The 21,468-nt window shown below is 73.2% G+C and carries 17 protein-coding genes and 4 pseudogenes; 11 read left to right on the top strand and 10 right to left on the bottom strand.

Features of this window, described 5'->3' with window-relative positions:
* Positions 1–28: 28 nt before the first annotated feature.
* Positions 29–571 carry a helix-turn-helix domain-containing protein gene (locus ACIQ7D_RS22320; protein WP_403940107.1) on the bottom strand — a complete coding sequence of 181 codons (543 nt, stop codon included), beginning with the start codon at positions 569–571 and terminating at the stop codon, positions 29–31.
* A gap of 131 nt (positions 572–702) precedes the next feature.
* Here ACIQ7D_RS22320 and ACIQ7D_RS22315 point away from each other — a divergent pair, with 131 nt between their 5' ends.
* On the top strand, positions 703–1,587 hold the full coding sequence (locus ACIQ7D_RS22315; RefSeq protein WP_403940105.1) for a lysostaphin resistance A-like protein: 885 nt from the start codon (positions 703–705) through the stop codon (positions 1,585–1,587).
* Between the two features lie 7 nt (positions 1,588–1,594).
* Here ACIQ7D_RS22315 and ACIQ7D_RS22310 read toward each other — a convergent pair whose 3' ends face one another.
* The 3 genes from ACIQ7D_RS22310 to ACIQ7D_RS22300 are packed head-to-tail and all read right to left on the bottom strand — an operon-like array spanning position 1,595 to position 6,601.
* Positions 1,595–2,062: a helix-turn-helix domain-containing protein gene (locus tag ACIQ7D_RS22310; RefSeq protein ID WP_403940103.1), complete on the bottom strand. Its 468-nt coding sequence runs from the start codon at positions 2,060–2,062 to the stop codon at positions 1,595–1,597.
* Positions 2,063–2,064: 2 nt separating this feature from the next.
* Positions 2,065–6,285 carry a trypsin-like peptidase domain-containing protein gene (locus tag ACIQ7D_RS22305; protein WP_403940101.1) on the bottom strand — a complete coding sequence of 1,407 codons (4,221 nt, stop codon included), beginning with the start codon at positions 6,283–6,285 and terminating at the stop codon, positions 2,065–2,067.
* Between the two features lie 7 nt (positions 6,286–6,292).
* Positions 6,293–6,601, bottom strand: a complete 309-nt coding sequence (locus tag ACIQ7D_RS22300) for a trypco2 family protein (protein ID WP_403940099.1) — start codon at positions 6,599–6,601, stop codon at positions 6,293–6,295.
* Between the two features lie 140 nt (positions 6,602–6,741).
* Between ACIQ7D_RS22300 and ACIQ7D_RS22295 the strand changes: the two genes are divergently transcribed.
* The 7 genes and pseudogenes from ACIQ7D_RS22295 to abc-f all read left to right on the top strand — a co-directional run bounded on the left by ACIQ7D_RS22295 (position 6,742) and on the right by abc-f (position 14,500).
* Positions 6,742–7,317 (top strand): RNA polymerase sigma factor, encoded by a 576-nt coding sequence (locus ACIQ7D_RS22295; RefSeq protein WP_403940097.1) that lies wholly within the window; start codon positions 6,742–6,744, stop codon positions 7,315–7,317.
* Entirely contained in the window at positions 7,314–8,162 is an 849-nt protein-coding gene (locus tag ACIQ7D_RS22290; RefSeq protein ID WP_403940095.1) for a zf-HC2 domain-containing protein, read from the top strand. Before ACIQ7D_RS22295 ends, ACIQ7D_RS22290 begins: the two co-directional genes overlap by 4 nt.
* Before the next feature lie 35 nt (positions 8,163–8,197).
* Entirely contained in the window at positions 8,198–9,022 is an 825-nt protein-coding gene (locus ACIQ7D_RS22285; protein ID WP_403940093.1) for an ABC transporter ATP-binding protein, read from the top strand.
* Positions 9,019–10,656 carry a hypothetical protein gene (locus ACIQ7D_RS22280; protein ID WP_403940091.1) on the top strand — a complete coding sequence of 546 codons (1,638 nt, stop codon included), beginning with the start codon at positions 9,019–9,021 and terminating at the stop codon, positions 10,654–10,656. Before ACIQ7D_RS22285 ends, ACIQ7D_RS22280 begins: the two co-directional genes overlap by 4 nt.
* Positions 10,653–11,240 carry a hypothetical protein gene (locus ACIQ7D_RS22275; RefSeq protein ID WP_403940089.1) on the top strand — a complete coding sequence of 196 codons (588 nt, stop codon included), beginning with the start codon at positions 10,653–10,655 and terminating at the stop codon, positions 11,238–11,240. The genes ACIQ7D_RS22280 and ACIQ7D_RS22275 overlap by 4 nt, the downstream gene beginning before the upstream one ends.
* Before the next feature lie 120 nt (positions 11,241–11,360).
* Positions 11,361–12,590 (top strand): ParB/Srx family N-terminal domain-containing protein, encoded by a 1,230-nt coding sequence (locus ACIQ7D_RS22270; protein ID WP_403940087.1) that lies wholly within the window; start codon positions 11,361–11,363, stop codon positions 12,588–12,590.
* A 178-nt stretch (positions 12,591–12,768) separates the two neighbouring features.
* Positions 12,769–14,500, top strand: a pseudogene (gene abc-f / locus ACIQ7D_RS22265) (ribosomal protection-like ABC-F family protein).
* Between the two features lie 251 nt (positions 14,501–14,751).
* On the opposite strand, the pseudogene ACIQ7D_RS22260 reads toward abc-f, so the two are convergent.
* Positions 14,752–14,924, bottom strand: a pseudogene (locus tag ACIQ7D_RS22260) (ABC transporter ATP-binding protein); the annotation flags it as partial.
* On the opposite strand from ACIQ7D_RS22260, the pseudogene ACIQ7D_RS22255 reads away from it, so the two are divergent.
* Positions 14,925–15,053, top strand: a pseudogene (locus tag ACIQ7D_RS22255) (Tn3 family transposase); the annotation flags it as partial.
* A gap of 197 nt (positions 15,054–15,250) precedes the next feature.
* Here ACIQ7D_RS22255 and ACIQ7D_RS22250 read toward each other — a convergent pair.
* From ACIQ7D_RS22250 to ACIQ7D_RS22240, 3 genes are all read right to left on the bottom strand, one after another.
* Positions 15,251–15,589 carry a MerR family transcriptional regulator gene (locus ACIQ7D_RS22250; RefSeq protein ID WP_403940086.1) on the bottom strand — a complete coding sequence of 113 codons (339 nt, stop codon included), beginning with the start codon at positions 15,587–15,589 and terminating at the stop codon, positions 15,251–15,253.
* 935 nt (positions 15,590–16,524) lie between these two features.
* Positions 16,525–16,926: a DUF2267 domain-containing protein gene (locus ACIQ7D_RS22245; protein WP_403940084.1), complete on the bottom strand. Its 402-nt coding sequence runs from the start codon at positions 16,924–16,926 to the stop codon at positions 16,525–16,527.
* A gap of 111 nt (positions 16,927–17,037) precedes the next feature.
* A complete protein-coding gene (locus tag ACIQ7D_RS22240) occupies positions 17,038–17,472 on the bottom strand; it encodes an Hsp20/alpha crystallin family protein (protein WP_403940082.1) in 435 nt (144 codons plus the stop codon).
* A gap of 129 nt (positions 17,473–17,601) precedes the next feature.
* Between ACIQ7D_RS22240 and ACIQ7D_RS22235 the strand changes: the two genes are divergently transcribed.
* Positions 17,602–18,267 carry an HSP18 transcriptional regulator gene (locus tag ACIQ7D_RS22235; RefSeq protein WP_403940080.1) on the top strand — a complete coding sequence of 222 codons (666 nt, stop codon included), beginning with the start codon at positions 17,602–17,604 and terminating at the stop codon, positions 18,265–18,267.
* Positions 18,268–18,283: 16 nt separating this feature from the next.
* On the opposite strand, the pseudogene ACIQ7D_RS22230 reads toward ACIQ7D_RS22235, so the two are convergent.
* Positions 18,284–18,422: pseudogene (locus ACIQ7D_RS22230) on the bottom strand (two-component sensor histidine kinase); the annotation flags it as partial.
* A gap of 320 nt (positions 18,423–18,742) precedes the next feature.
* On the opposite strand from ACIQ7D_RS22230, the gene ACIQ7D_RS22225 reads away from it, so the two are divergent.
* The gene (locus ACIQ7D_RS22225; RefSeq protein WP_403940327.1) at positions 18,743–20,341 is read left to right on the top strand and encodes a hypothetical protein; all 1,599 of its coding nucleotides are present in this window, start codon (positions 18,743–18,745) and stop codon (positions 20,339–20,341) included.
* Positions 20,342–20,455: 114 nt separating this feature from the next.
* Here the strand turns inward: ACIQ7D_RS22225 and ACIQ7D_RS22220 are convergent, their stop codons facing one another.
* Positions 20,456–21,448 carry a GNAT family N-acetyltransferase gene (locus ACIQ7D_RS22220; protein ID WP_403940078.1) on the bottom strand — a complete coding sequence of 331 codons (993 nt, stop codon included), beginning with the start codon at positions 21,446–21,448 and terminating at the stop codon, positions 20,456–20,458.
* Positions 21,449–21,468: the final 20 nt, after the last annotated feature.

Below are 21,468 nucleotides of genomic sequence, written 5' to 3'. Positions count from 1 at the left end.
GGACACGGAGGTGACGGAGCGGGCGGAGTCAACCGGGTTGCTCTCCTGGCTCGTCCGGTACGACGGCGAGACTGAGGAGGTGACGGGTGCGGCCGTCGCCCGGGGCCCTGTCGGAGCGCGCGGCGACCAGCGCCTGGATCTCCGTGACCAGCTCGGCGAACTCCTCCTCGGTGAGCCAGACCGCGCCTTGCCGGTAGGCGACGCCGTCGGCGGCGGGATCGGCGTCGTCCCGGGCGAGGTAGCGGTCGAAGTCCGCCAGCAGGGCTCCTGAGAACGCGGCGAACGCCTGGCGGTGGTCCTCCAGTGTCATCGCCTTCCGCGCGTCCTGGCCGACCACGGCCATCTCCTGACGGACCTGGTAGCTACGCTCCACGGCGCCACGCACCCGTCTCTCGCTCACCACCTCCAGGACACCCGCCCGGGTGAGTGTGGCGATGTGCCGGTACATGGTCGCCGGCGCGATTTCGGGCAGCCGGACGCGCAACTGCGCGGTGGTCAGGTGACCGGAGCCGAGCAGCGTCTGCAGGATGCGCAGCCGGACCGGGTGCAGGAGCAGGTTGGCGGTTGACATGACTTCATACTCTCGCATGAGATAACATTCTCAATGTTGATATCAATGAGGGGCGCGGAGCCGCCGGAGCACCGCGGGGGCAGCCACCGCGGGCAATGGCCCACCCGACCACACCCGTTAGGCAAATTGACATGAATACAACAAGCCCGATCGGGCGACCCAGCGGCCTCGGACTCTTTCTGGCCGTCACCTTCACGACGAGCTGGGCGTCCTGGCTCGTCGCGATCTGGCTCGGCGGATCGTCGACGTCCTCCCCCACGGTCCTGCCCTATCTGTTCGGCGCCTTCGGCCCGTCGATCGGCGCCCTCGCGGTCCGGGCGCACCGCGCCCGCCGCGGTCACCCCGTCCCTGAACACACGGTGAGGCTTCGGCTGGGTCTCCGGCTGTTCTGGGTGGCGCCGCTCCTGCTGGTGACATCCGCCACGGTGCTGGCCGGCGTACTGGCGGCGAACCTGTTGGGTGGCCCGGCCGTGAGCCTGCCGGAGGCACAGGACGTGATACGGACCGCGGGCGGTCCGGCCGCGTTCCTCGTCGGCATGCTGATCGGCGGTCCGTTGGCGGAGGAGCCCGGCTGGCGCGGTACCGCCCATCCGCGCCTGCGCGCATCGCTGGGCCGGTACCAGGTGGGCCTGGTCCTGGGCGCCATCTGGGCGGTGTGGCACCTCCCGCTGTTCTTCATCGACGGGACCGTGCACGCCACATTCGGCCTGGCCTCGTGGAGCGGGCTGCTCTTCATGCTCAGCGCCGTCCCGATGTCACTGCTGGCCGGCTACGCCTACGACCGCGCCGGCGTCCCCGGGGCGATCGCGGTCCACTTCGCCGCCAACTCGAGCCTGTTGCTGCTGGGCGTCGATTCGCCAGGCGCCCAGTTGCTCGTCATGGCCGTGCAGACGGTGGTCGCGTTGGCGCTGCTCGCCACGGAACGGTCTGGGCGGAAGCCCCGTTCACAACCGGAGTTCCCGCCGGGCCAGTTGGCCACCGAATCCATGGACCAGGTCCATCGGGCACGCGTCTGATCGGCGGTCAGGCCGCCAGCCGCACTTCGCCCCGCCGCGCCCAGGTTCCCCGCGCGCTCCGCCCCACCAGCGCCGTCACCGTACCGTCGCCCGTACCCCCCGAAGGGCGTACGCGGGTGCGCGCCCGGTCCAGGCGGACGAGTTCGCCGTGGGAGAGCGCGAGCAGGTCGGCCAGTCCGAGCCCGAGGGCCCCGGCGGCAGCGGCCAGGACCTCGGACGACGCCTCCTTGCGGCCCCGCTCCAACTCGGAGAGGTACGGCATGGAGATCCGGGCCGCCTCGGCGACGTCCTTCAGCGTGCGCTCCTGCGCCAGGCGCTCGCGCCGCAGGACGTCCCCGACGAGGTGGCGCCAGAGAGGTTCCCGGGCCGGCTTCCCGGCCTCGGCGCCGACCTGTTTCTCCGGCTCGGGGGCCGTCGCCGCCGTACGCGGGCGCAGGGGTACGACGCGGGCTCGGTTCGGCGCGTGGCTGGTCACCCTCACAGCGTAGGCGCGTCACGCCCGGCCGTCAGGGTGCCGGGTTCCGCCCCGGGCGAAACCGGGGGTGCGTCGGACGCTCCGAGGTGCGCCATGACCACGTCCCGTACGCGAGGCACGGCGTCCGGGGCGAGTACGGCGAGTATGGGAAGGGCATGGTGCCAGTCCTCGGCCGTCAGGGCCTGGCGCAGGAGAGGAAGGGCGCGGGCGCGGTGGTCGGCGGTGACCTCACGAGGCGCTACGAGACTGCACAGTTGGCGGATCGCGTGCCTGAAGTCGTGAGCCGGTCCTGATACCTGGAGGATCAGTCGGTCGGCTCCCACACCGGCTACGTACGCGGCGAGCGACGCGTAGTCCGCGCCCGTCCGGACGCGGACGCTGTCCAGCACTTCGACGGCCGTTCCGTCGTCGCTCCAGGCCATGATGGCCAGGCCCTCAGCACCGGTCAGCTCCTTTGCCGCCCGGCCCGACAGCCACTCTCGGGCAGTCTCCGGATCGGACCTCGAATCCAGCAGCGCCCTCAGAATCCGGGCCTCTTGCGTGATGCTGTCGCCGCAGACGCGGCGCACGGTGTCCGCGAGGGGGGCCGTGAGCCCCGTACCGTCGTGGCCCGCGGCCACGAGCAGGACAACGAACGTTACGAAGACCTGGCCGTAGATCAAGGAATCGCGGGACAGCGCGCGCCGCCACAGGTCGTCCATGAAGTTCACGGCCCTGGTCGGTGCGCGCTCCCGAAGTGTTGTGGCTATGGCGATGAGCGCCAGGTTCCTGGCATCCGCGTCCTCGAAAATTCCCCCATGGACGCTGCCGGACCGCCCGTCCCGGATGTCCTCGGCCACGGCGCGAGCACGGTCGTCGGCACCGGCGTACCCCAGCGCCTGCGCGGCCACGATCATGGCGCGCGCGTGGTCCAGCCAATCATGGATACCCACCGCTCCATCCGCCGCCGACTGCGCCAGACGCAGCGCCTCACCGCGACCCGACGCGCCCGCTGCCTCGGCCGCCGCATGTTCCACCGACAGCGCCGCCAGCGCCCAGACACGTACCGCGTCCGTACCGATCCGCCCGATCAGGGACTCGGCCTCGTCGAACCGGCCGAGGGCCGCCAGCGCCCTCGCCAGAACGGCGACGGACTCGTCGCTGTCACGGTCGTGCGTCTCGCGGCCGAGCGCGGCCGCCGTACGCTCCGCCTCCGCCACCAGCCGCGTCGCCCACTCCGCGTCGTCGGCCGCGAGGCACCCGGCCAGCGCCGAGAGCGTCTCGGCGGCCAGCCACGGGGGCCTACACAGATCCGCGAGTACGGCCGCCTCCAGCTCAGCGGCACGGCCCGTCGCCGCGAGCACCGCGGCGACCTTGGGCAGGGTCCAGGTCACGCCCAGCCCTGAACTGTCCGTCTTTCCGGCCTTCAGCGCGGCCCACGCCTCAGCAGCCCGCCCCTCGCGGGCCCTGCCCAGCGCGATGGCCGTCCACACCCTTGGGGCGTCCTTCAACAGCCTGCCAGCGGCCTCAAGAAGTTCCTGTGCTTCGTCGACCGCACCGGTGTCCGCCAACGCGACAACCACATCGTCGACGAGTTGGAAGGACCGTACGGACGGCTCCAGATCGCGCAGTTCCCCCCTCAGGTGTCGTGCCGCCCGCCGTGCGAGCCGGACCGCCTCTTCCGGACGGGCGTTGTGCAGGGCGCTGGCGGCAGCTGCCAGTCCGCGAGAATCGGCGTGCTCGGCGGCCCGCGTGATCCGGTCGTGAAGGTGGTTCTGACGGCGCGGATCGATGGCCGCGTAGCCCTTCGCCACGGCTGCCATCACTCTTATCTCCTCGGCGCCGACCCTCCTGTGCAGTGACTCCTCCGCTTCACGCAGCAGCCGGAACGCGCGGTCGGGGTCCCGCCTGCTCTCGACTATCGCCACCTCCACCAGCGGCAACGCCGCCAACGTCGAGGCTTCTCCCGCGTGAAGGAACTCAGCCATACCGAGCGCCAAGCTCGTCCGCCCTGTCGTCGCCACGGCCACCGCGGCTGCCGTCACGTCCGCCTTGAGCACGGCCGACCAATTCCCGTCCTGCATCGACAGCCACGTCGCCACTCGCATTACTTCAATCGCCGCAGCCTCCGCCTGATCGTCCCCCCGCTCCGCCAGCACCCGCGCCACCCCCGCCAGCGCCCGCGCCCGGTCCTCCGGCCGGAACACACTGCGCGCCATGCCCACCGCCCGCCGCGTGTGCCCCAGCCGGGCCAGCGCCACCGGAATCCCGGGCGGCAGCGCCCGGTTGCGGCGGGCCAGCAGGGCGTGGGCGACCGTGAGGACCGTCAGGGAGCCGAGGTCGTCGGCGTCGGCCGCCAGGACCGCCTCCCGTACCGCCTCGATCTCCGCGAGGCCCGCCGCGTCGCTGCCCGTCGCCTCGCGCAGGCAGTCGGCGCGCCCGAGGTCCGTGGCGAGGGCCGTCGCCCGGTCGAGGTCGCCGAGCGCGGTCACCATGCGCGCGTACGCCTGGAGGAGGTACGACGGCGTGTCCTGCGGCCAGCCCTGCTCCACGTACCACGCCGCCCACTTGTGCAGGCGCTCGCGGTACGGGTGTACGTCGGGGCCCAGTTCGGCCAGGGCCGTTTCCAGCAGCGTCTCGTGGGCGAAGAGGTAGCCGCGGCTCTCGTCGTACGTTCTGCCCGACGGACCGACGCTGCCGCCGCTCTGCCCACGCATCCGCAGAATGCGGCCGAACGCGCTGCCCAGCCGCGCCCGTACCGCCGTCCGATGGGCGCCGGTGAGGTGGCGCAGGTCGTGGAGGGTCAGGCTGCCGCGTGCCGCCGCCAGCAGGCCGACGAGGTCTCTGACGAGCACGTCGTCCCCGGAGAACGCCCGGGAGAGGTCGTAAGTGGCCTCGTACTGGGTGTGGAGGGCTGCCTCCACCGTGCTCAGCCGGACGACCTCGCACCCCCTCAGCGGGTGATCGCTCGGGACGTCCGGCGGGACGCCGGGGCCCGGCCTGCTGGTCACCAGGACCCTGACGTTGGGTGGCAGTCGTCGGGGCAGGAGTGAGGCGATGCTCGGGCCCGCGCCTCCGCCGGGGACGAGGGACTGGTCCTCGTCCAGGCCGTCGACGACGAGCAGCAACGTGCCGCCCTCCTGGGCGACCCGCTCCGCTGCCTCCTTCAGGAGCAGTTTGCGCTCGCCCTCGCGGGCGATCGCGGAGCGGTGGTCGGCGGGTTCGCGCCCTGCGATCGCCGCGAGTTGGTCGGTCACCGCCTCGGCGTACGCGGCGCTGTCGCTCTGGCTCGCGAAGCGTGCGGTGATGAAGAACCACACGGGCACCACCCCGCGCGGCGGATACAGCGCGAACCAGGCCGCCAGGGCGGTCTTCCCGGCCCAAGGGGGCGCCTGGAGCCACTGGTAGGGGTCGGGGCCGCCGCAGAACGCGGTGAGGTCCTGGAGTTCGCGGGCGCGGCCGAACAGGTCGACGGGGCCGATGTCCTCCAGTTGAATCCTGAGCGCCTTCTGGATCAGGTCGAGTCCGGACGGGGGCACAGCATCGGGCAGATCCGCCAGGGCCAGGCTTCCGCAGCCCAGGATCTCCTCCAGCTCCCGGAGCCCCCGGGGGGTCAGTCGCTCCGGCCAGCGGTCCACGCGCTGCGCGGCAAGGCGGCCGTCGCCGTCGCCGAGGTGGTGGTGGGCGACGATGCCGACCATGCGGCCGCCCGTGAACACCGGCGCGCCCGACATGCCCTCCCAGGGGGAACGCGCCGCGTCCACAGACGCGTGGGGAGGGGTGGTGGCCAGGTCGAGCGTGCCCTCGCGGCGGTTGGAGAGCACGGCGCAGGTCGCGTGGACGTGCTCGGAGTCGCGGTAGCGTGAACCGTCCTTGTCCGTACGGAGTTTGAACCCCGGAAAGCCGATCGTGCTGCACCGCAGCACGGCGTCGGACTCGCTGATCCTGGCGAGGCGCACCGGCTCCGGTGCCAAGCCGTCCGCCGGCAGGGCCAGGACCGCCACGTCGATCCCGGTGTCCGACCAGACCACCTCGGCCGGGATCGTACGTTCGCCCGGCCGGTCGGCGTCGAACCGTACGCGTACCCCCGTGGCGCCCGCCACGACATGCGCGGCGGTGAGCAGGCGGCCTGCCGCGACCAGATACCCCGAGCCCCGGCGCCCGCCGTCGGGCAGGGCGACCATGATTTCGGCGGCACGGTCGGCCCGTAGCGCCTGATCGGCGTTCCGCCGCTCCCCCGTCACCGCTGTCTCAGCGCTCCCCGTCGGCCTCGTCGCGTGCGATCAGGACGGGGCCCCTCGCCGCGTCGGGGGCGACCAGGACGGGTTGGAGGGTGAGGGTGATCCGCTGTGTCTGCGCGTGGGTGTACGAAGCGTCGGCGCCCGCTTCGACGACCCAGAAGCGGACCTTTCCGTTCGCGGAGCCCGCGCGGTCCACGGCGACGGTCGCCTCGACCTCCACCGGGCCCAGCTCGAAACGGACCGCCTCGTCCCGGCCGTCCGTCATCGCGGAGTTCAGCTCCTGCCGCAACTCGCGGATCAGCTCGGACAGTTCGATCATGTCGTCCCCCGTCGCCCCGCACGGTCCGTGACCCGTACGCACCGTGCGGAAATGCTACAAGCCACCGCACTACGTTTCCGATGTGACGCACGGCACACCGGCAGGAAAACCCGGGCGCCCCCTCCGTGCGTCTGGCCGGTGTGAGAACACGCAGGAGGAGACCCGCGGAGCTGGACGAAGAAGGACTCGTCCGGCTCGTCGCCAAGGGCGACCGCGCCGCGTTCGAGGAGCTGTACCGGCGTACGGCGCCGTGGCTGGCCGTTCGGCTGCGCAGGCGGTGTGCCGACGAGCAGATCGTCGCCGAGGTCATGCAGGAGACGTATCTCGCCGTGTGGCGCGCCGCGGGCGCGTTCGCCGGGGCCGCCGTCGGCGGGTCCGCCGTCGGGTGGCTGTGGACGATCGCGGCCCGCCGCCTCGTCGACGCCTTCCGGCGGCGCGCGCACCACGCGCGGCTGCCGGGGGCGGTGGCCGAACAGGCGGGCGCCGCGGGGGCGGTGGCGCCCGCCGCCGAGGACGAGGTGCTGGCCGGGTCGGTGGGCGGCGAGGTCGGGGACGCGCTGGGGGCGCTGGCGCCCGAACTGCGCGACGTCCTGCGGGCCATGGTGCTGGACGGGCTGACCGTACGGGAGACGTCCGTCCTGCTCGGGGTGCCGGAGGGCACCGTCAAGACCCGCGCACGGCGGGCACGGAGAGCGATGCGGGAGGCACTGTCATGAGCGGAGAGACCGGGGAAGAGAGCGATGCGGAACAGGGGGTCCGGCACGCCTCCGAGCGGCTCGTCCTCCGGTACGCGCGTGGCGACACCGGCATCCCCGCCGACCAGGTCTGGGCCCTCGAAGCCCATCTGGAGTGCTGCGCCGCCTGCCGCGGGCGCCTTGCCACCGCCGCCGCCGCGCATGCCCCGGACGTCGCCACGCTCGTAGACGGCGTCTGGTCGGAGCTGGCGCCGCTGCTCCCCGGCACCGCCCCGGCTCCCCGGCGCCGCCCGCGCCATCTGGCGCTCGCGTCCTGGGCGTCGCCGGTGATGGTGCCCTGGCTCTGCATGACCGTGGCCGCCGGGCTCCTCGCCGTGTTCCTTGAGGCCGTGGCCCCCCGGTCCCTCTCCCTCGTCGCGCTGCTGGCCCCGGTCCTGCCGGTGTTCGGCGTCGCCGCATCGTGGGCGCGCGGGCTCGATCCGGCGTACGAGATCGTCACGGCCACCCCGCGCGCCGGGCTCCCTCTGGTGCTCAGGCGGACGACGGCCATGCTCGTCGTCGTCATCTCCGTTCTGGCGGTGGCCGGTTGGCTCACCGGCACGGCGCTCGCACAGTGGCTGCTGCCCTGTCTCGCCTTCACCACCGGCACGCTCGCGCTCGGCGGGCTGATCGGGGTGACGCGCGCCGCGACCGTTCTGGTGGCGGTGTGGGCCGGGGGGATCGTGGCACCGGCCGTGGCCCTGAACGGTACGGCCTTCGCCCTGGGGACCGGCGCCCTGCCGCTGTGGGGCGTGCTCTTCGTGCTCGGGGTGGCCGTCGTGGTCGCCCGCAGGGGCGCGTTCACCGTCCTCGGCGCCCAGCGCTGAGAACGACCCAGACCGACAAGCGAGGAGGTTCGACCATGACGCGTGCCGTGACACGTGCCGTGACCGCCGCCGAAGTGGCGCCCAGGGCCTATGCCTGGGAGATCGGAGCCGAGCGGTTGACCGTACGGGCGGGCGGCCGGAAGATCGCCGTCGACGGGCTCGACCTGGAGCTGGGCACCGGTGTGCACGGGCTTCTCGGGCCCAACGGGGCGGGCAAGACCACCCTCATCCGTGCGCTCGCCACCGTCCTGAACCCCGTCTCCGGCACTCTGGAACTGCTCGGCGCGTCCGCCGGTGACCAGAGCCGGCGGCGCGAGCTGCGGCGCCGGATCGGTTATCTGCCGCAGGAGTTCGGGTACTACAAGCGCTTCACCGTCCGTGAGTTCGTCGAGTACATGGCGTGGCTCAAGGAGGTCCCCGCGCATGACATCCCCGGCGCGGTCCAGCGCGCCGTAGAGCGCGTGGGTCTCGCCGACCGCGCCGACCACCGGATGAAGACCCTGTCCGGCGGCATGGTGCGCCGCGTGGGCATCGCGCAGGCGATCGTCAACGATCCGGCGGTCCTGCTGCTCGACGAGCCGACCGTCGGGCTCGACCCGGCGCAGCGGCTGCGCTTCCGCGAGCTGCTGATCCAACTCGGCGCGGAGAGCTGCGTGGTGGTCTCCACCCATCTGGTGGAGGATGTCGCGGCGGCCTGTACGGACGTGGTGCTGATCGCGGACGGCCGTCTGGTCTTCCGCGGCACCCCGGACGAACTCTCCGCCGCGGGCGGCGAGGAGCATGCGGGCGACAGTCCGCTGGAACGCGGTTACACCGCGCTCCTGGCCCGCCCCGAGCAGGGCAAGGGCGGTGTCTGGTGACCTCCTCCCCGCCCGCCTCCGTACTCCCCTCCCCCGTACCGGACGTGGGCTCCGCGGCCGGTCGCGGGACCCGCTTCGGCCGGATCCTGCGGATCGAACTCCGGCGTTCGGCAGCCCTGTTGACGGGCGTCCTGATCCTTGCCGTCTCCCTCGCCTACCTCCATCTCCTCACCGGCCCCTGGACACACGGCGACGAGCGGTGGACCGCCGGCTACACGGCGGCCGCCTGGTGGCAGCGGGAGCTCCTGATGTTCCTGTGGCCCGGTGCCGTGGTCGCCGGGGCGGTGCAGGGGCTGCGGGACCACCGCTCCCGTATGTCCGAACTCCTCGCGACCGCGTCACGCCCCGGCCGGCACCGCGCCGCCGGCACCGCGACCGCCTTCGCGCTCACCCTCACCGTCGCCTACCTGCTGGTGTTCCTGTCCGGGGTCGTCCGGGTCCTCGCCGACAACGCCCTCCCGCAGCTCAGCTGGCTGCCGATCCTGGCGGTCGGGGTGCTGGCGCTGATCGCCGGTGGCTGGCTCGGCATGGGGATCGCCAGGACCGTACCGTCGCGGTTCACCCCGCCCGCGCTCGGTGTGGTGACCCTGATGGGTGCGGTGCTGCTCAGCGGCTATGTACTGCCGGATCCCGCACCGCAGCAGGTCATGCTCCTCTCGCCCGCGCTGGTGGGCCCGCCCAGCGCGTTCCTCACCGTCGCCTGGCAGACGAGCGCGGGTCAGGCACTGTGGCTGCTCGGCATGGCGGCCACCGGTTTCCTGCTGCTGGCCACGGTGGGGCGGCGTGCTCCCCGTGCCGTACGGGTCCGCGCCCGGCTGTTCGCCCTGGTGCCGATGGCGCTGGGCGCGGCGGTCGCGCTGCCGGTCCTGCCGGGCGACCGGTACGACACGTACATCGCCGACGCCTCGGTGACGGAGCCGGTGTGCGAGGGGCGGGTCTGCGTCACACGCCTGCACGAGTCCCGGCTGGACGGGTTCGCCGGCCCCGCCGAGGAGGCGCTGCGGCTGCTGTCCCGGCTTCCCGGTGCGCCGACGTCCGTACGGGAGGCGGTCAGGCCGTGGCCGCCCGGTGCTCCGGTTCGGCGCGACGCGGCGGTGCTGCCGGTCGACTTCGAGGTGCGGCACCTCGACGGTGCCACGCCCGAGGAGACCACCCGGGCCCTGCTGGCCGGTGCCGGGACCGCGCCCTGTCTCGACCCCCACGCCCCTCTGGCCACCGAGGAGCAGGAGCGGGCGTACGACGAGAAGCGGGCCGTACGGGAGTGGGCGGCGCGCACGGTGTCCGCCGCCTGGTTCACCGGGGAGCTGAAGCCGCTGCCCGGCCTGGCCTATCTGCGCGAGGACGCCGGCGTACTGGCGCGCCCCGCGTGGGAGGCACTGCGCGCGCTGCCCGCCGGTGAACAGCGCGAGCGGATCGTGGCGCTGCGGGACGCCACGCTGACCTGCGGCGCCGACTTGACCGTACGCGGTGGCGAGCGGGACCTGCTGACGGTGCTGACGGACGGCATGGGGGGCGGCGCTCGGGCCATGGGCGGTACGAGCAGTACGGACGGCATGGGGGGCGGCGCTCGGGCCATGGGCGGTACGGACGGCGGATCCCGGGTCGCAGGCGGTACGAGCGGCGGCGCCCGGTGAGCGGAGCACGGTCCGGACTGCGCGGGCCCGCCCTGTACGCCCGCTCCCGCCATCTACCCGCCGCGCTCGCCGGGGTGGCGCTCATCGCCGCCCTGGCGGGGTGGTCGGCCTCCGTCTGGTCGCCGGTCGACCCGAGGATACGGGCGCTGCTGCTGGCCGCCTCGGTGGCGGCGACCGCGACCGGGCTGAGCGGGCAGGACCCGGCGCTCGACCGTACGGCGGCCCGCCCTTGGGCGCCGCTCCGGGCGGCGCACGTGGCGCTGATCGGGGTGCTCGCCGGGGCGGTGCTGCTGCTGTGCACGCCGGCGTCCCTGGCCTTCGAGGCCGGTCATGTCGTGGCCGACGCGGCCGGGGCGGCGGGCGCCGTCGCGCTCGGGGCGTGTCTGTGGGGCGCCCGGGCAGCGTGGGCGCTGCCGCTGGGGTGGTGCGCGGTGGCGCTCTTCGTGCCGTCCACGGAGGGGACATGGGCGCGGGCGGCCACCTGGATGCTCCAGCCGCCCGGCACGACCGCCGCCGTCTGGACGGCGCTGGTCCTCGCCGCCGTCGGCGGGGCCGCGTACGCGGTGGCCGGTCCGCGCCGTTGACGTTCACCCGGCGGACACCCCACCGTCGTACGGATGCCACCGGCCGGGGCGGGGAGAGATGAGTGGATGTCCGCGCCCCCCGCCGACCCGCCCCGCCCGCCTTCGACTTGTGGAGACCGTATGCCCGGCACACCCGGCCCCGGACCCGCCTCAGACCGTACGCCCGCGTGGCGCACCGCCCTCCGGCCGAGGCAGCGCGGGCGGACCCGCGGTCTGGCGGCCGGGCTGGCCGCCGCCGCGCTGGCGCTGGGCGGCGCGGTCGCGAGCGGGGCCCCGGCGGTCGCCGCGCCCGCCAACTCCCCCACCGGCAAGGCCCCCGCCGCCGCCCAGTGCGTCAAGAAGCACGGCGCCGCGAGCGCCGTGGTGAAGGCGAGATGCGCGCGGACCGGTGACCTTCTCGATGTGACGCTGGACCAGCTCCGCCCCACGCAGCCCTCCGTCGGCTTCGACCAGATCTACTACAAGCTCGGCCGCTACAGCAGCACCAAGGACGTGCAGAACGGCGACGTCAACAAGCGCTTCGACGACTGGTGCGAGACCAACGGCCAGGAGGAGGCGGCCACGGTCCCTGCCGGTGCCACGCTCGCCAGGCCGTCGAGCTTCACCTGCACCGTTCCGGTCGGCCAGGAGACGGAGGAGACCCGCGCCGCGATGAAGACGGTCGTCGTCGGCCCCGGCGGCGCGCTGTATCTGACCGACGGGCACCACACCCTCACCTCGTTCCTGGAGACCGCCGACGGCGGCCCCCGGATGCACATCCGGCTGCGCGTCACCGCCAATCTGAGCGGTCTGGGCACCTCCGCGTTCTGGCGGACGATGCAGGACAAGAAGTGGGTGTGGCTGCGCGACGAGAACAACCGCCCCATCACCACGGACCAGCTTCCGCGGCGGCTCGGCCTGGCCCGCTTCCACGACGACCGCTACCGCAGCCTCGTCTACTTCACGCGGGACATCGGCTACCAGGCGCCCGACGACGCCGCCGAGTACCTGGAGTTCCTGTGGGGCACCTGGCTGCGCGACCGCGTCGACCTCGGCTCGTACGACCTGGCCTCGCCCGCCTCGTACCTCGCCGCCGTGCGCGGCGCGTCCGAGACGATGTCGGGGACGCCGGGCGACACCGTGATCTCCGACGGCCGCACCGCCGACGAGCTGGGGCGGATGGAGGAGTGGAACGACGGCAAGAAGCCGACCGGCGGTGAGTTCGGGAAGCTGAGCGCGCCGATCACCGACGCGAAGCCCGGCAAGCTGGCGTACGCGCTGGACTACCGGGGCCATCTTCCGGCCAAGCCGGGAAAGCCCTGTGAGCACGGAAACCACGGAAAGCCCGGGAAACCCGAGCACAAGAAATAACTGGGGCGCGCCCGGCGTCCCGGCTACCCTGGACGCCATGTTCAAGCACTACTTCTTCCTGTGATTCGGACCTGCCGCACCGCAGGTCCGACATCAGTCCCGCCCGGCATCCCTCGCTGAGTCGTGCCACTGCCGAGCAGCGCCGCGAGTGGACGGGCATGACACATCAGGAAGAAGCATGCGCGAACGCGCCCAATTGGCGATCAAAGACATGTCCAAGGCGTACGGCGACCGGTCGGTTCTCGACCAGGTCTCGCTGACCGTACGCCCCGGCGAGAAGGCCGGTGTCATCGGCGAGAACGGCGCCGGCAAGTCAACGCTCCTGCGGCTGCTCGCCGGGGCCGAAGAGCCCGACAGCGGCGAGATCACCGTCGCGTTCCCCGGCGGTATCGGCCATCTCGCCCAGACGCTCGATCTGGACCCCGCGCGCTCCGTCCAGGACGCGGTCGACGCGGCCCTCGCCGAACTCCGCGAACTGGAGCGCCGGATCACGGCGGCCGAGGCGTCCCTCGGATCGGCCGACGAGGCGGAACTCGCCGCGTACGGCGACCTGTTGACGGCGTACGAGGAACGCGACGGCTACCGGTCCGACGCCCGCATCGACGCCGCGCTCGGCGCCCTCGGCCTGCGGAACCTGCCCAGGGACCGGCCGCTCGGCGCACTCTCCGGCGGGGAGCGGTCCCGGCTGGCGCTGGCGTGCGTCCTGGCCTCGGCGCCCGAACTGCTGCTGCTCGACGAACCCACCAACCATCTCGACCTCCAGGCCACCACCTGGCTGGAGGAGCAACTCCGCGCGCACCGGGGCACGGTGCTCGCCGTCACCCACGACCGGGCCTTCCTGGAGCGGATCGCGACGACGATCCTGGAGGTCGACCGGGACACCAGGACGGTGACCCGGTACGGCGACGGCTGGGCCGGCTACCGCACCGCGAAGGCCGCGGCGCGGCGCCGCCGGGAGCAGGACCATCTGGAGTGGCTGGCCGAGGTGGCCCGTACGGAGGAGCTGGTCGAGGCGGCGGGCCGGCGGCTCACGGGCACGGGCCGGGACCCGCGCGAGGGGTTCGGCAAGCACCGCCGCTCGCACGAGGCGAAGCTGTCCGGGCAGGTCAGGGCGGCGCGCGAGCGGCTGGAGCGGCTGCGGCGCGCCCCGGTCGCGGCACCGCCCGAGCCCTTTGCGCCTCACGGCCACGCTGCGCACCACGGCGCAGGGGGACGTGCCGGTGGAGGACACCTCCGGCGAGGGCACGTCGGCCGCTTCGCCCCGGGGCCCGGTCGCCGAGCTGGACGAGGTGGTCGTCGGCGACCGGCTCCGGGTGGCGGCCCTGCGCGTGAAGGCGGGCGACCGCCTCCTCGTCACCGGGCCCAACGGCGCGGGCAAGACGACCCTGCTCCGGCTGCTGGCGGGCGACCTGCGCCCGGACAGCGGTACGGTCACCGGTCCGCCCGGCGGCCCCGCCCGGATCGGCTACCTCCCGCAGGAGCTGCCCGCCGTACCGTCCCGGCGCCCGCTCCTGCACGCGTACGCGGCGGGCCGGCCGGGGCCGCCCGAGGAGTACGCGGACGAGCTGCTCGCCCTGGGACTGTTCCGGCGGGAGGACCTGGCGGTGCCGCTGGCCGCGCTCTCGGTCGGCCAGCGCCGCAGGGTGGAACTGGCCAGGCTGGCCGCCCGCCCCGCCGATCTGATCGTCCTGGACGAGCCGACGAACCACATCGCGCTCAGCCTGGTCGAGGAGTTGGAGGAGGCGTTGCGGAGCTACCCGGGCGCGGTCGTGGTGGTCTCGCACGACCGGCGCTTCCGCCGTGCCTTCGAGGGCGCGCGACTGGAACTGCGCGCCGGGCGGGTGGTGTCCGAGGCGGGCTCGGAGCCGGAAATCCCGTCACGGACCTCACGGATATCACGGTCGTCATAGGCGTCATAGGCGTCATAGGCGTCATAGGCGTCATAGGCGTCACGGGCATCACGAGCCTCATGTGCGTCACGGATGTCACAGGGCTGACGGCATCGGCGCCGGTGCACCCCGTGTGCCCCGCGCGCACCGCGGCGTCGGCCCCCACGCCCACTGTCACCAGCGGACCGTGGGGGCCGACGTCACGCGCGGCGCCGACGTCACGCGCGGGGGCGCCTCACGATGTCTGAAGGGCCGGCGTCGAGGAGAACGAGGGACGCCGAGTCCGGGGCTCCGGGCGGCTCGTCGGCGAGCAGCAGGTCCGGCCGGCCGACGACGGCCCGGGGGATGGCGACCCGCGCCTGTCGGCGAGCCCGACCCGCGCAAGGGCCTCCGCGGCCATCGCCCGCCGCCGCGCCCGGGGCAGGCCGGAGTACAGCAGTCCCTCCAGGCGTACCGTGACGGTATGGAGGACCAGCTCGGCGCGCCCGGCCTGGTCCTCAACGCCGTCGTGCTCTGGACGCCTCGCTACATCGACGCCGCCGTCGCCCAGCTTCGCGCCGAGGGCCACGAGCTCCGGGACGAGGGCCACGAACTCCGGGACGAGGAGATCGCTCCTCCACCCCGGCAGCCGGCACCCTGCGCCCGCTGCGCGACCCGGACGCGGCCGCGCCGGGGCTCGACGAGGGCGACGAGGGCGACGCGGAGCAGGGCCCTCCTGGCGTCCCCTGCCGGGAGGCGGATCGTTGTCCGGGGTGGGGTGCCTCAGCCCGTTCAGGTGGCGGCCGAGGGGTCCGAGGATTCGGCCGCCTTGCGGTATTCGGCGTTGATGCGCTGGGCCTCTTCGAGCTGGTCTTCCAGGATGACGATGCGGCAGGCGGCCTCGATCGGTGTTCCCTGGTCGACGAGTTCGCGGGCGCGGGCGGCGATACGCAGCTGGTAGCGGGAGTAGCGGCGGTGGCCGCCCGCCGAGCGCAGCGGGGTGATGAGGCGGGCTTCGCCGACGGCGCGCAGGAAGCCCTGGGTGGTGCCGAGCATCTCGGCGGCCCGGCCCATGGTGTAGGCGGGGTAGTCGTCGTCATCGAGACGGCCGAACGAGTCGTCTGCTGTCATTGCACCTCTCTGTGGAACGCGTGGAGGGGCCCGGGTGCCATTGGCACCCGGGCCCCGAAGGAACTGCTACACCATCTGCCGGCCCTGCTTCTGCGCCGGCCTTCTGTTTCCGCCCACCCGGCCTGACCTTCGTCGGGGGTGCGGGGATCGCGGTTGCTTGACCGGAGACCACCTCACTATCGATGTCCTGCGGTACCCGGACCCGCGTGGCGTCCGGGCGATCCTGATGGCGCCTGGTTCCTCCGTTCTTCCCTCGGTGATCAACTGCTTACCGAACGGGGACTGCGTACTGCTGATACTGCGAACTGCCGAACCTCCCGGTGCGCGCGCCCGCAGCCGACGCCTTCACCGAGGTACTGCTCACTGACTTCACTGCTGGGTACTGCCACCTGCTGGTACTGCAACCACTGGCGCCCCTGATCACTGCGGGCCACCCGGTCCGGTCACCAGTCCCGTCGCCGTCCTGCAACAAACCTGGCTTCGAGACTCCGTCACCGCACCGTCCTGCGCACTGCAACTGCGGGTACTGCGCTACCGCTGCCCGGCAGTTCGTCTCTGCCGGGCCCTTCGATCTCTTCGGGCTACGAGAGAAACCATAACCACACCAGCACCCCATGTCTACTCCGGCCGACACAGATTTCCGCCTGCGGTGTCGAGAGGTAATCGGCCCCGGATAGGAGGGGCGTACAACGAGGGCCGCAGGGCAAGTCGACGCGTTCCTTGCCGGTCAGCCGGCGGCCGAGGGCGGCGAGGACCTGGTGGACGGCTGCCGCCCGCGATCACGGGTGGGGTAGGCGCCTTCACAGCGCGCGCGTTCCAGCATCTGCTCGAACGTCATGGACATCCGGGAGGAGTTCGCGCGAGGCTGGTCGTACACGGCTTCGCATGCCTTTCTCCGCGAAGGTCCGGCCCGGCCCGGGGCGAGCCGGGGACAGTCAGGTGGGCTGGGGCCAGGGGTGGCCGAAGAGGAGGTCGTAGCCGGGTGGGAGCTGGAGGAGGACCTCGCGGGTGAGGCCATCGCCCGCAGCGGCGGCCGCCGTGGACAGGACGGCGCCGATGTCCCACAGGGCCGTCTTCTCGGTGGCGCCCTCGATCCAGGCCGCGGTCGCACGGACGAATCGTTCCGGTGAGAGCGGCTCCGCCGCCTGCAACGGGTTGAGGAGGATCAGGGCGTACGTCTCCGGGAGGCGGGCGGCGAGCCCGGCCCGCACCCTGCCGACCAGGTGTGCGCCGAGCAGGGCCAGGACGACGCGGGCAACGCGGTCGGCCTCTTCCACGGTTGCGTACTCGCCGCGTTCCTTGACGTGGGCCAGGAACGACTCCCCGCGTATCGACATCACGTCACCTCCGGTGAGGGGTGAGGGGTGAGGGGTGAAGGGTGCGGAGGGCGGGTGCCGGAGGGGGAGATCAGCTCTCCCGCCCTCCGCGGCCGGCTGGAGCGGGAGGATTCAGCCGGAGATCTGCTTGTGGCCGGCGCCGGCGCCGATACTGACCTTGCGGGGCTTGGCGCGCTCGGCGATCGGGATGCGCAGGGTCAGGACACCCGCGTCGTAGTCGGCCTGGATGCGCTCGGTGTCCAGGGTGTCCGCGAGGACGATCTGGCGGGAGAAGACCCCCAGGGGCCTCTCGGACAGCTCCACCTTCACGGAGTCGGCCTTGGCGACCGGGCGGCGCTCCGCCTTCACGGTCAGCATGTTCCGCTCGACGTCGACGTCGATCGCCTCGGTGCTCACTCCGGGCAGGTCGAAGGCGATCACGTATTCGTCGCCCTCGCGGTAGGCGTCCATCGGCATCACCGACGGCTTCGACCAGGTCCCGGACGTACCCGACAGCTGCTGGACGATGCGGTCCATCTCACGGAACGGGTCGGTGCGCATCAACATCAGAAACACCTCCAGTTGGTTCAGGCAGAAACTGCCAATGCGCTTCAACGTGTTTCCGTTGTAGCATGTCATCGAAACGATGACAAGCCAGAAAGTCATCTGGAGGATGACAAAGCGACGGAGAGTCCCATGAACGAAGCCGCCACCTCGGGCGCACCGGTCCCCTTCCGCGCCGCCGCCGCGGCACTGGAAGCCATCACCCAGTCCGTGAAGGACGCGCAGCGATCCTCCGCCCGGACGCCGGTCACCGCGGAGCCACCCGCGGCCGACGCCGGCCCGCACCCGGCCCTGGCCGCCCTGCTGATGCTGCGCGAGGTTCGCGAGCAGCTCGCCGACTGGGAGAGCGTGCTGATCGAAACCGCCCGCGGACAGGGCGCGAGCTGGGCCGACCTCGCCGGCCCTCTCGGGGTCGCCAGCCGCCAGGCCGCCGAACGCCGCTACCTGCGGCTACGACCCGGCACCCCCGGCTCCACCGGGGAAGAGCGTGTCCAGGCCACCCGCGACACCCGCGCCGCCGAACGCACCGTGAACGCCTGGGCCCGCGACAACGCCGCAGACCTGCGCCGCCTCGCCGGACAGATCACCGCCCTCACCGACCTGCCCGCCAGTGCCAACCACACGCTCGGCGAGCTGAACCAGGCCCTCGCCCACAACGACCCCGCCCGCCTCGTGCGCCCCCTGACCGCGGCCCGGCCCCACCTGCGGCCCGAGACCGGCGACCTCGCCGAACGCATCGACGCCCTCACCCGGCGCACCGCCGAGCTCCGCCAGGACACTCACGACCAGCGTCCATGATCACCGGCTGAGGGTTAACGCCGTCGGTGGTGTCCGCGAGCCGTTTCAGCTCACCGGGCGGCCCGGCCAGGGCGATCCGTTCGTGGAGGTTCTCTCCCGACAGCCCGGCGGGCCGTCTCGGTGATCACGGAAACCGGCCGGCGGGCGGACGAGGCGGCGGAGCGCGGGGGCGCGTGTCGGTGTGCGCGGAACCGCTGACGGTCGCGGGCGACGCGGTGCTTCGCCCGCGCCCATGACGCGACGGCGACGGCGGTCCCGAACGCGGAGGGCGGCGGCCTGGCGGTCACGGTGTCGTTCCCGGCCCTCCAGCGCTTCTCGTCCGGTGCCCCCGCGGCGGCACTAGTCTGTCCCGGTGCGGATGAGTGAGGGTACGGCGGCGGGGCGGACCGACGAGGTGTCTTCCGGGCCGATCGGCCCGGAATCGGTCCGGGAGCCGGACCCCGCGGCGCGGCCACCGCGCCGTCCGTGGTGGCGGGTGCCGCTGATCGCGACCGGGGCCGTCGTGCCGCTGTACGTCGTGTGGGTCGTCGTCCTCGCGACCGGCGGGGGCGATCTGGCGGCGCAGTTCGCCTGGGCCGGGTTCATGGCCCGGCATCCGGGCTCCGCGTACAACCTGTCCTGGTACGGAGGCACGCACACCGCCAACTACAGCGTGCTGGCCCCTCCTCTGATGGCGCTCCTCGGCGTCAGAACGGTCTCCGTGCTGGCGGGGCTCGCCGGAAGCTGGGTGCTGGCCCTGCTGTTCGTCCGCACGGGGGTGCGGTGGCCGGTCTGGCCGGCGCTGCTCGGCGCCTTCGCCCTCTGGTGCAATGTCGCCTCCGGGCGGACCACGTTCGCCCTGGGCGCCGCCCTCGGGCTGCTCGCCGTGCTGGGCACGCTCCAGCGCCGTACCGGGCGTGCGGTGGCCGCCTGGCTGTTCGCCGCGCTCGCCACCCTGGCCAGTCCGGTCGCCGGGCTCTTCCTCGTCGTCGTGGGCGCCGCGTATCTGCTGGACCGGCGTCGGGCGAACGGGGCCGCGCTGGTCGTCCCGCCGTTCCTGGTCGTCGCGACGACCACGCTGCTCTTCCCCTTCCAGGGCGAGCAGCCGATGAGCCCCAGCAAGCTGTGGATGCCGCTGGTGACCTGCGCGGCGCTCTGTCTGGCCGCGCCGCGGAGCTGGCGCGTGGTGCGGTACGGGGCGTTCGTGTACGCGGCCGGGGTCGTGCTGACCTTCTCGGTCGCCTCGCCGATCGGCACGAACGTGGAGCGCCTGGTGGGGCTGGCCGGCCCGCCCGTACTGCTGGCCGCGCTGCTGACGCGCGGACCGGGCCCGCTGCGTACCCCTGCCCGCTTCAGCAGGTCCGCCGTCCTTCCGCTCGTCCTCCTGGTGACCGTCTGCGTCAACACCTCCTGGCTGCTCGACAAGACGGACGACGACCTCGTCGTGTCCACCACCGTGCCCGCCTGGGCGACGCACACCAAGGGCGTGATCGACGCGCTGGACCGGCTCGGCGCCGGCCGTACCCGCGTCGAGGTCGTCCCCGCCCGTAACCACCGCGAGGCCGATGTCCTCGCCCCGCACCTCAACATGGCGCGCGGCTGGAACCGCCAGCTCGACGTCGAGCGCGGGCGTCTCTTCTACGACGGCCCCCGGGGCGCCGACGTCCTCGACCCGGCCGCGTACCGCACCTGGCTGGACCGCTGGGCGGTGGGCCTGGTGGCGCTGCCCCACGGCCGCCCGGACGGCCCGGCCACCGCCGAGGCCGCGCTCGTCGCGAGCGCCCCGGACTGGCTGACGCCGGTGTGGCGGGACGCCAACTGGACGGTCTACCGCGTACGGGACGCCGCCCCCCTGGTCCCGGCCCCGGCCACCGTCGTACGGAGCGACGCCGCCTCCATGGTCGTACGGATGGAGACGGCGGGCTCGGTGACGGTACGGATCGCCTACTCGCCCTGGCTCAGGGCCCCCGGCGCCTGCGTCACGCGCGCCGGCGACTGGACCCGCCTGACGGTCCCGGCGGCGGGCGACTACCGGCTGGACTCGGCGTACCGGCTGCCGTGGGCGGGGGCCGCCGACTGCCCGGAGAACGGCTGACGCGCGGCTGCGCGGGACCTGCGGCCGCGGGCGGGCGCCGCGTGCTGCGGCAACGGCCCCGGAACCGGTGGCGGGAACGGCCGCGGAATCGGCCGCCGGAAGGCTCTGAAGGTTCTACAGCTTGGTCTGGAAGATGCCGGCGGGGCGCTCTCGCCGGTAGCCGAGTGCTTCGTTCACGGCCAGCATCGGCCGGTTGTCGTCGGCGACGACCGTACTGATCTCCCGTACGCCGGGCCGGAGTTCGTGGAGCCGTTCCAGATGGTGGCGTTTGACGGCGCGGCCCAGGCCGCGGCCCCGGTGGGACGGGACGACGAGGGTGTCGTACTGGACCGCGCGGATGTCCGACGGCGCGGCGAGGGCGACCTCGGTGTACGCGACGACCGCGTCGCCGTCCGTCGTGTCCAGCACCGCAGAGGTGAACAGGGTGCCGCCGCGCTCCTCGACCAGCTGGGCCGCCGCCCGGATCCGGGCGGCGTCCCAGCAGGGGGTCCGCTCGTCGAGGCGGCCCCGCTGGACGTCGCCCAGCGGCTCATGGGCGCGGGTGAACGCCTCCGCCAGGTGGTCGGGGACGACGCCCTGCCAGTCGGTGAAGCGCAGCCCCTCGGGGAGGGCGGGCCGGTCCGGGAGCGGTATGCCCTCCAGGACCTGGCGGACCCGCTGCACGTACCGGCCGACCGGCAGGACGTTGGTGAAGCCGAGGCTGTCGACGAACGCCTCGCCCGCGCCGCCGAGTTCGAGAACGGTGGAGACGGATGTCCGCCCGTCCGCGACGAGTTCGGCGCGTATCGCGGCCCAGAGGGTGGCTCCGACGCCGTGCCGCCGGGCGTCGGGGCGGACCATCAGGGTGTCGAGGAAGGCCGTATGGCGGTTGTTCTCCTCGGTGAACAGGACCAGGGAGGCGACGCCCTCGTACGCCCCGCCGGAGTCCACCGCCGCGACATGGACGGTCCGCGCGCCCACCGGCGGCACGCGCAGCTTCCCGTCGGTCTCGACCCGGCTGCGCTCGGGTGTCGAGGCGGGCAGATCACGGGCGTGCGCCGCGGCGACGACTCCGTACCAGGATTCAGTCTCGGTATCCGAGGGCGGACTTCCCAGAGTGATCAGCATGGACCGAACCTACGCGTGCG

The sequence above is a fragment of the Streptomyces sp. NPDC096310 genome (genome assembly GCF_044763125.1).
Classification (GTDB): domain Bacteria; phylum Actinomycetota; class Actinomycetes; order Streptomycetales; family Streptomycetaceae; genus Streptomyces.
This window is presented reverse-complemented; position numbering and strand designations above follow the sequence as displayed.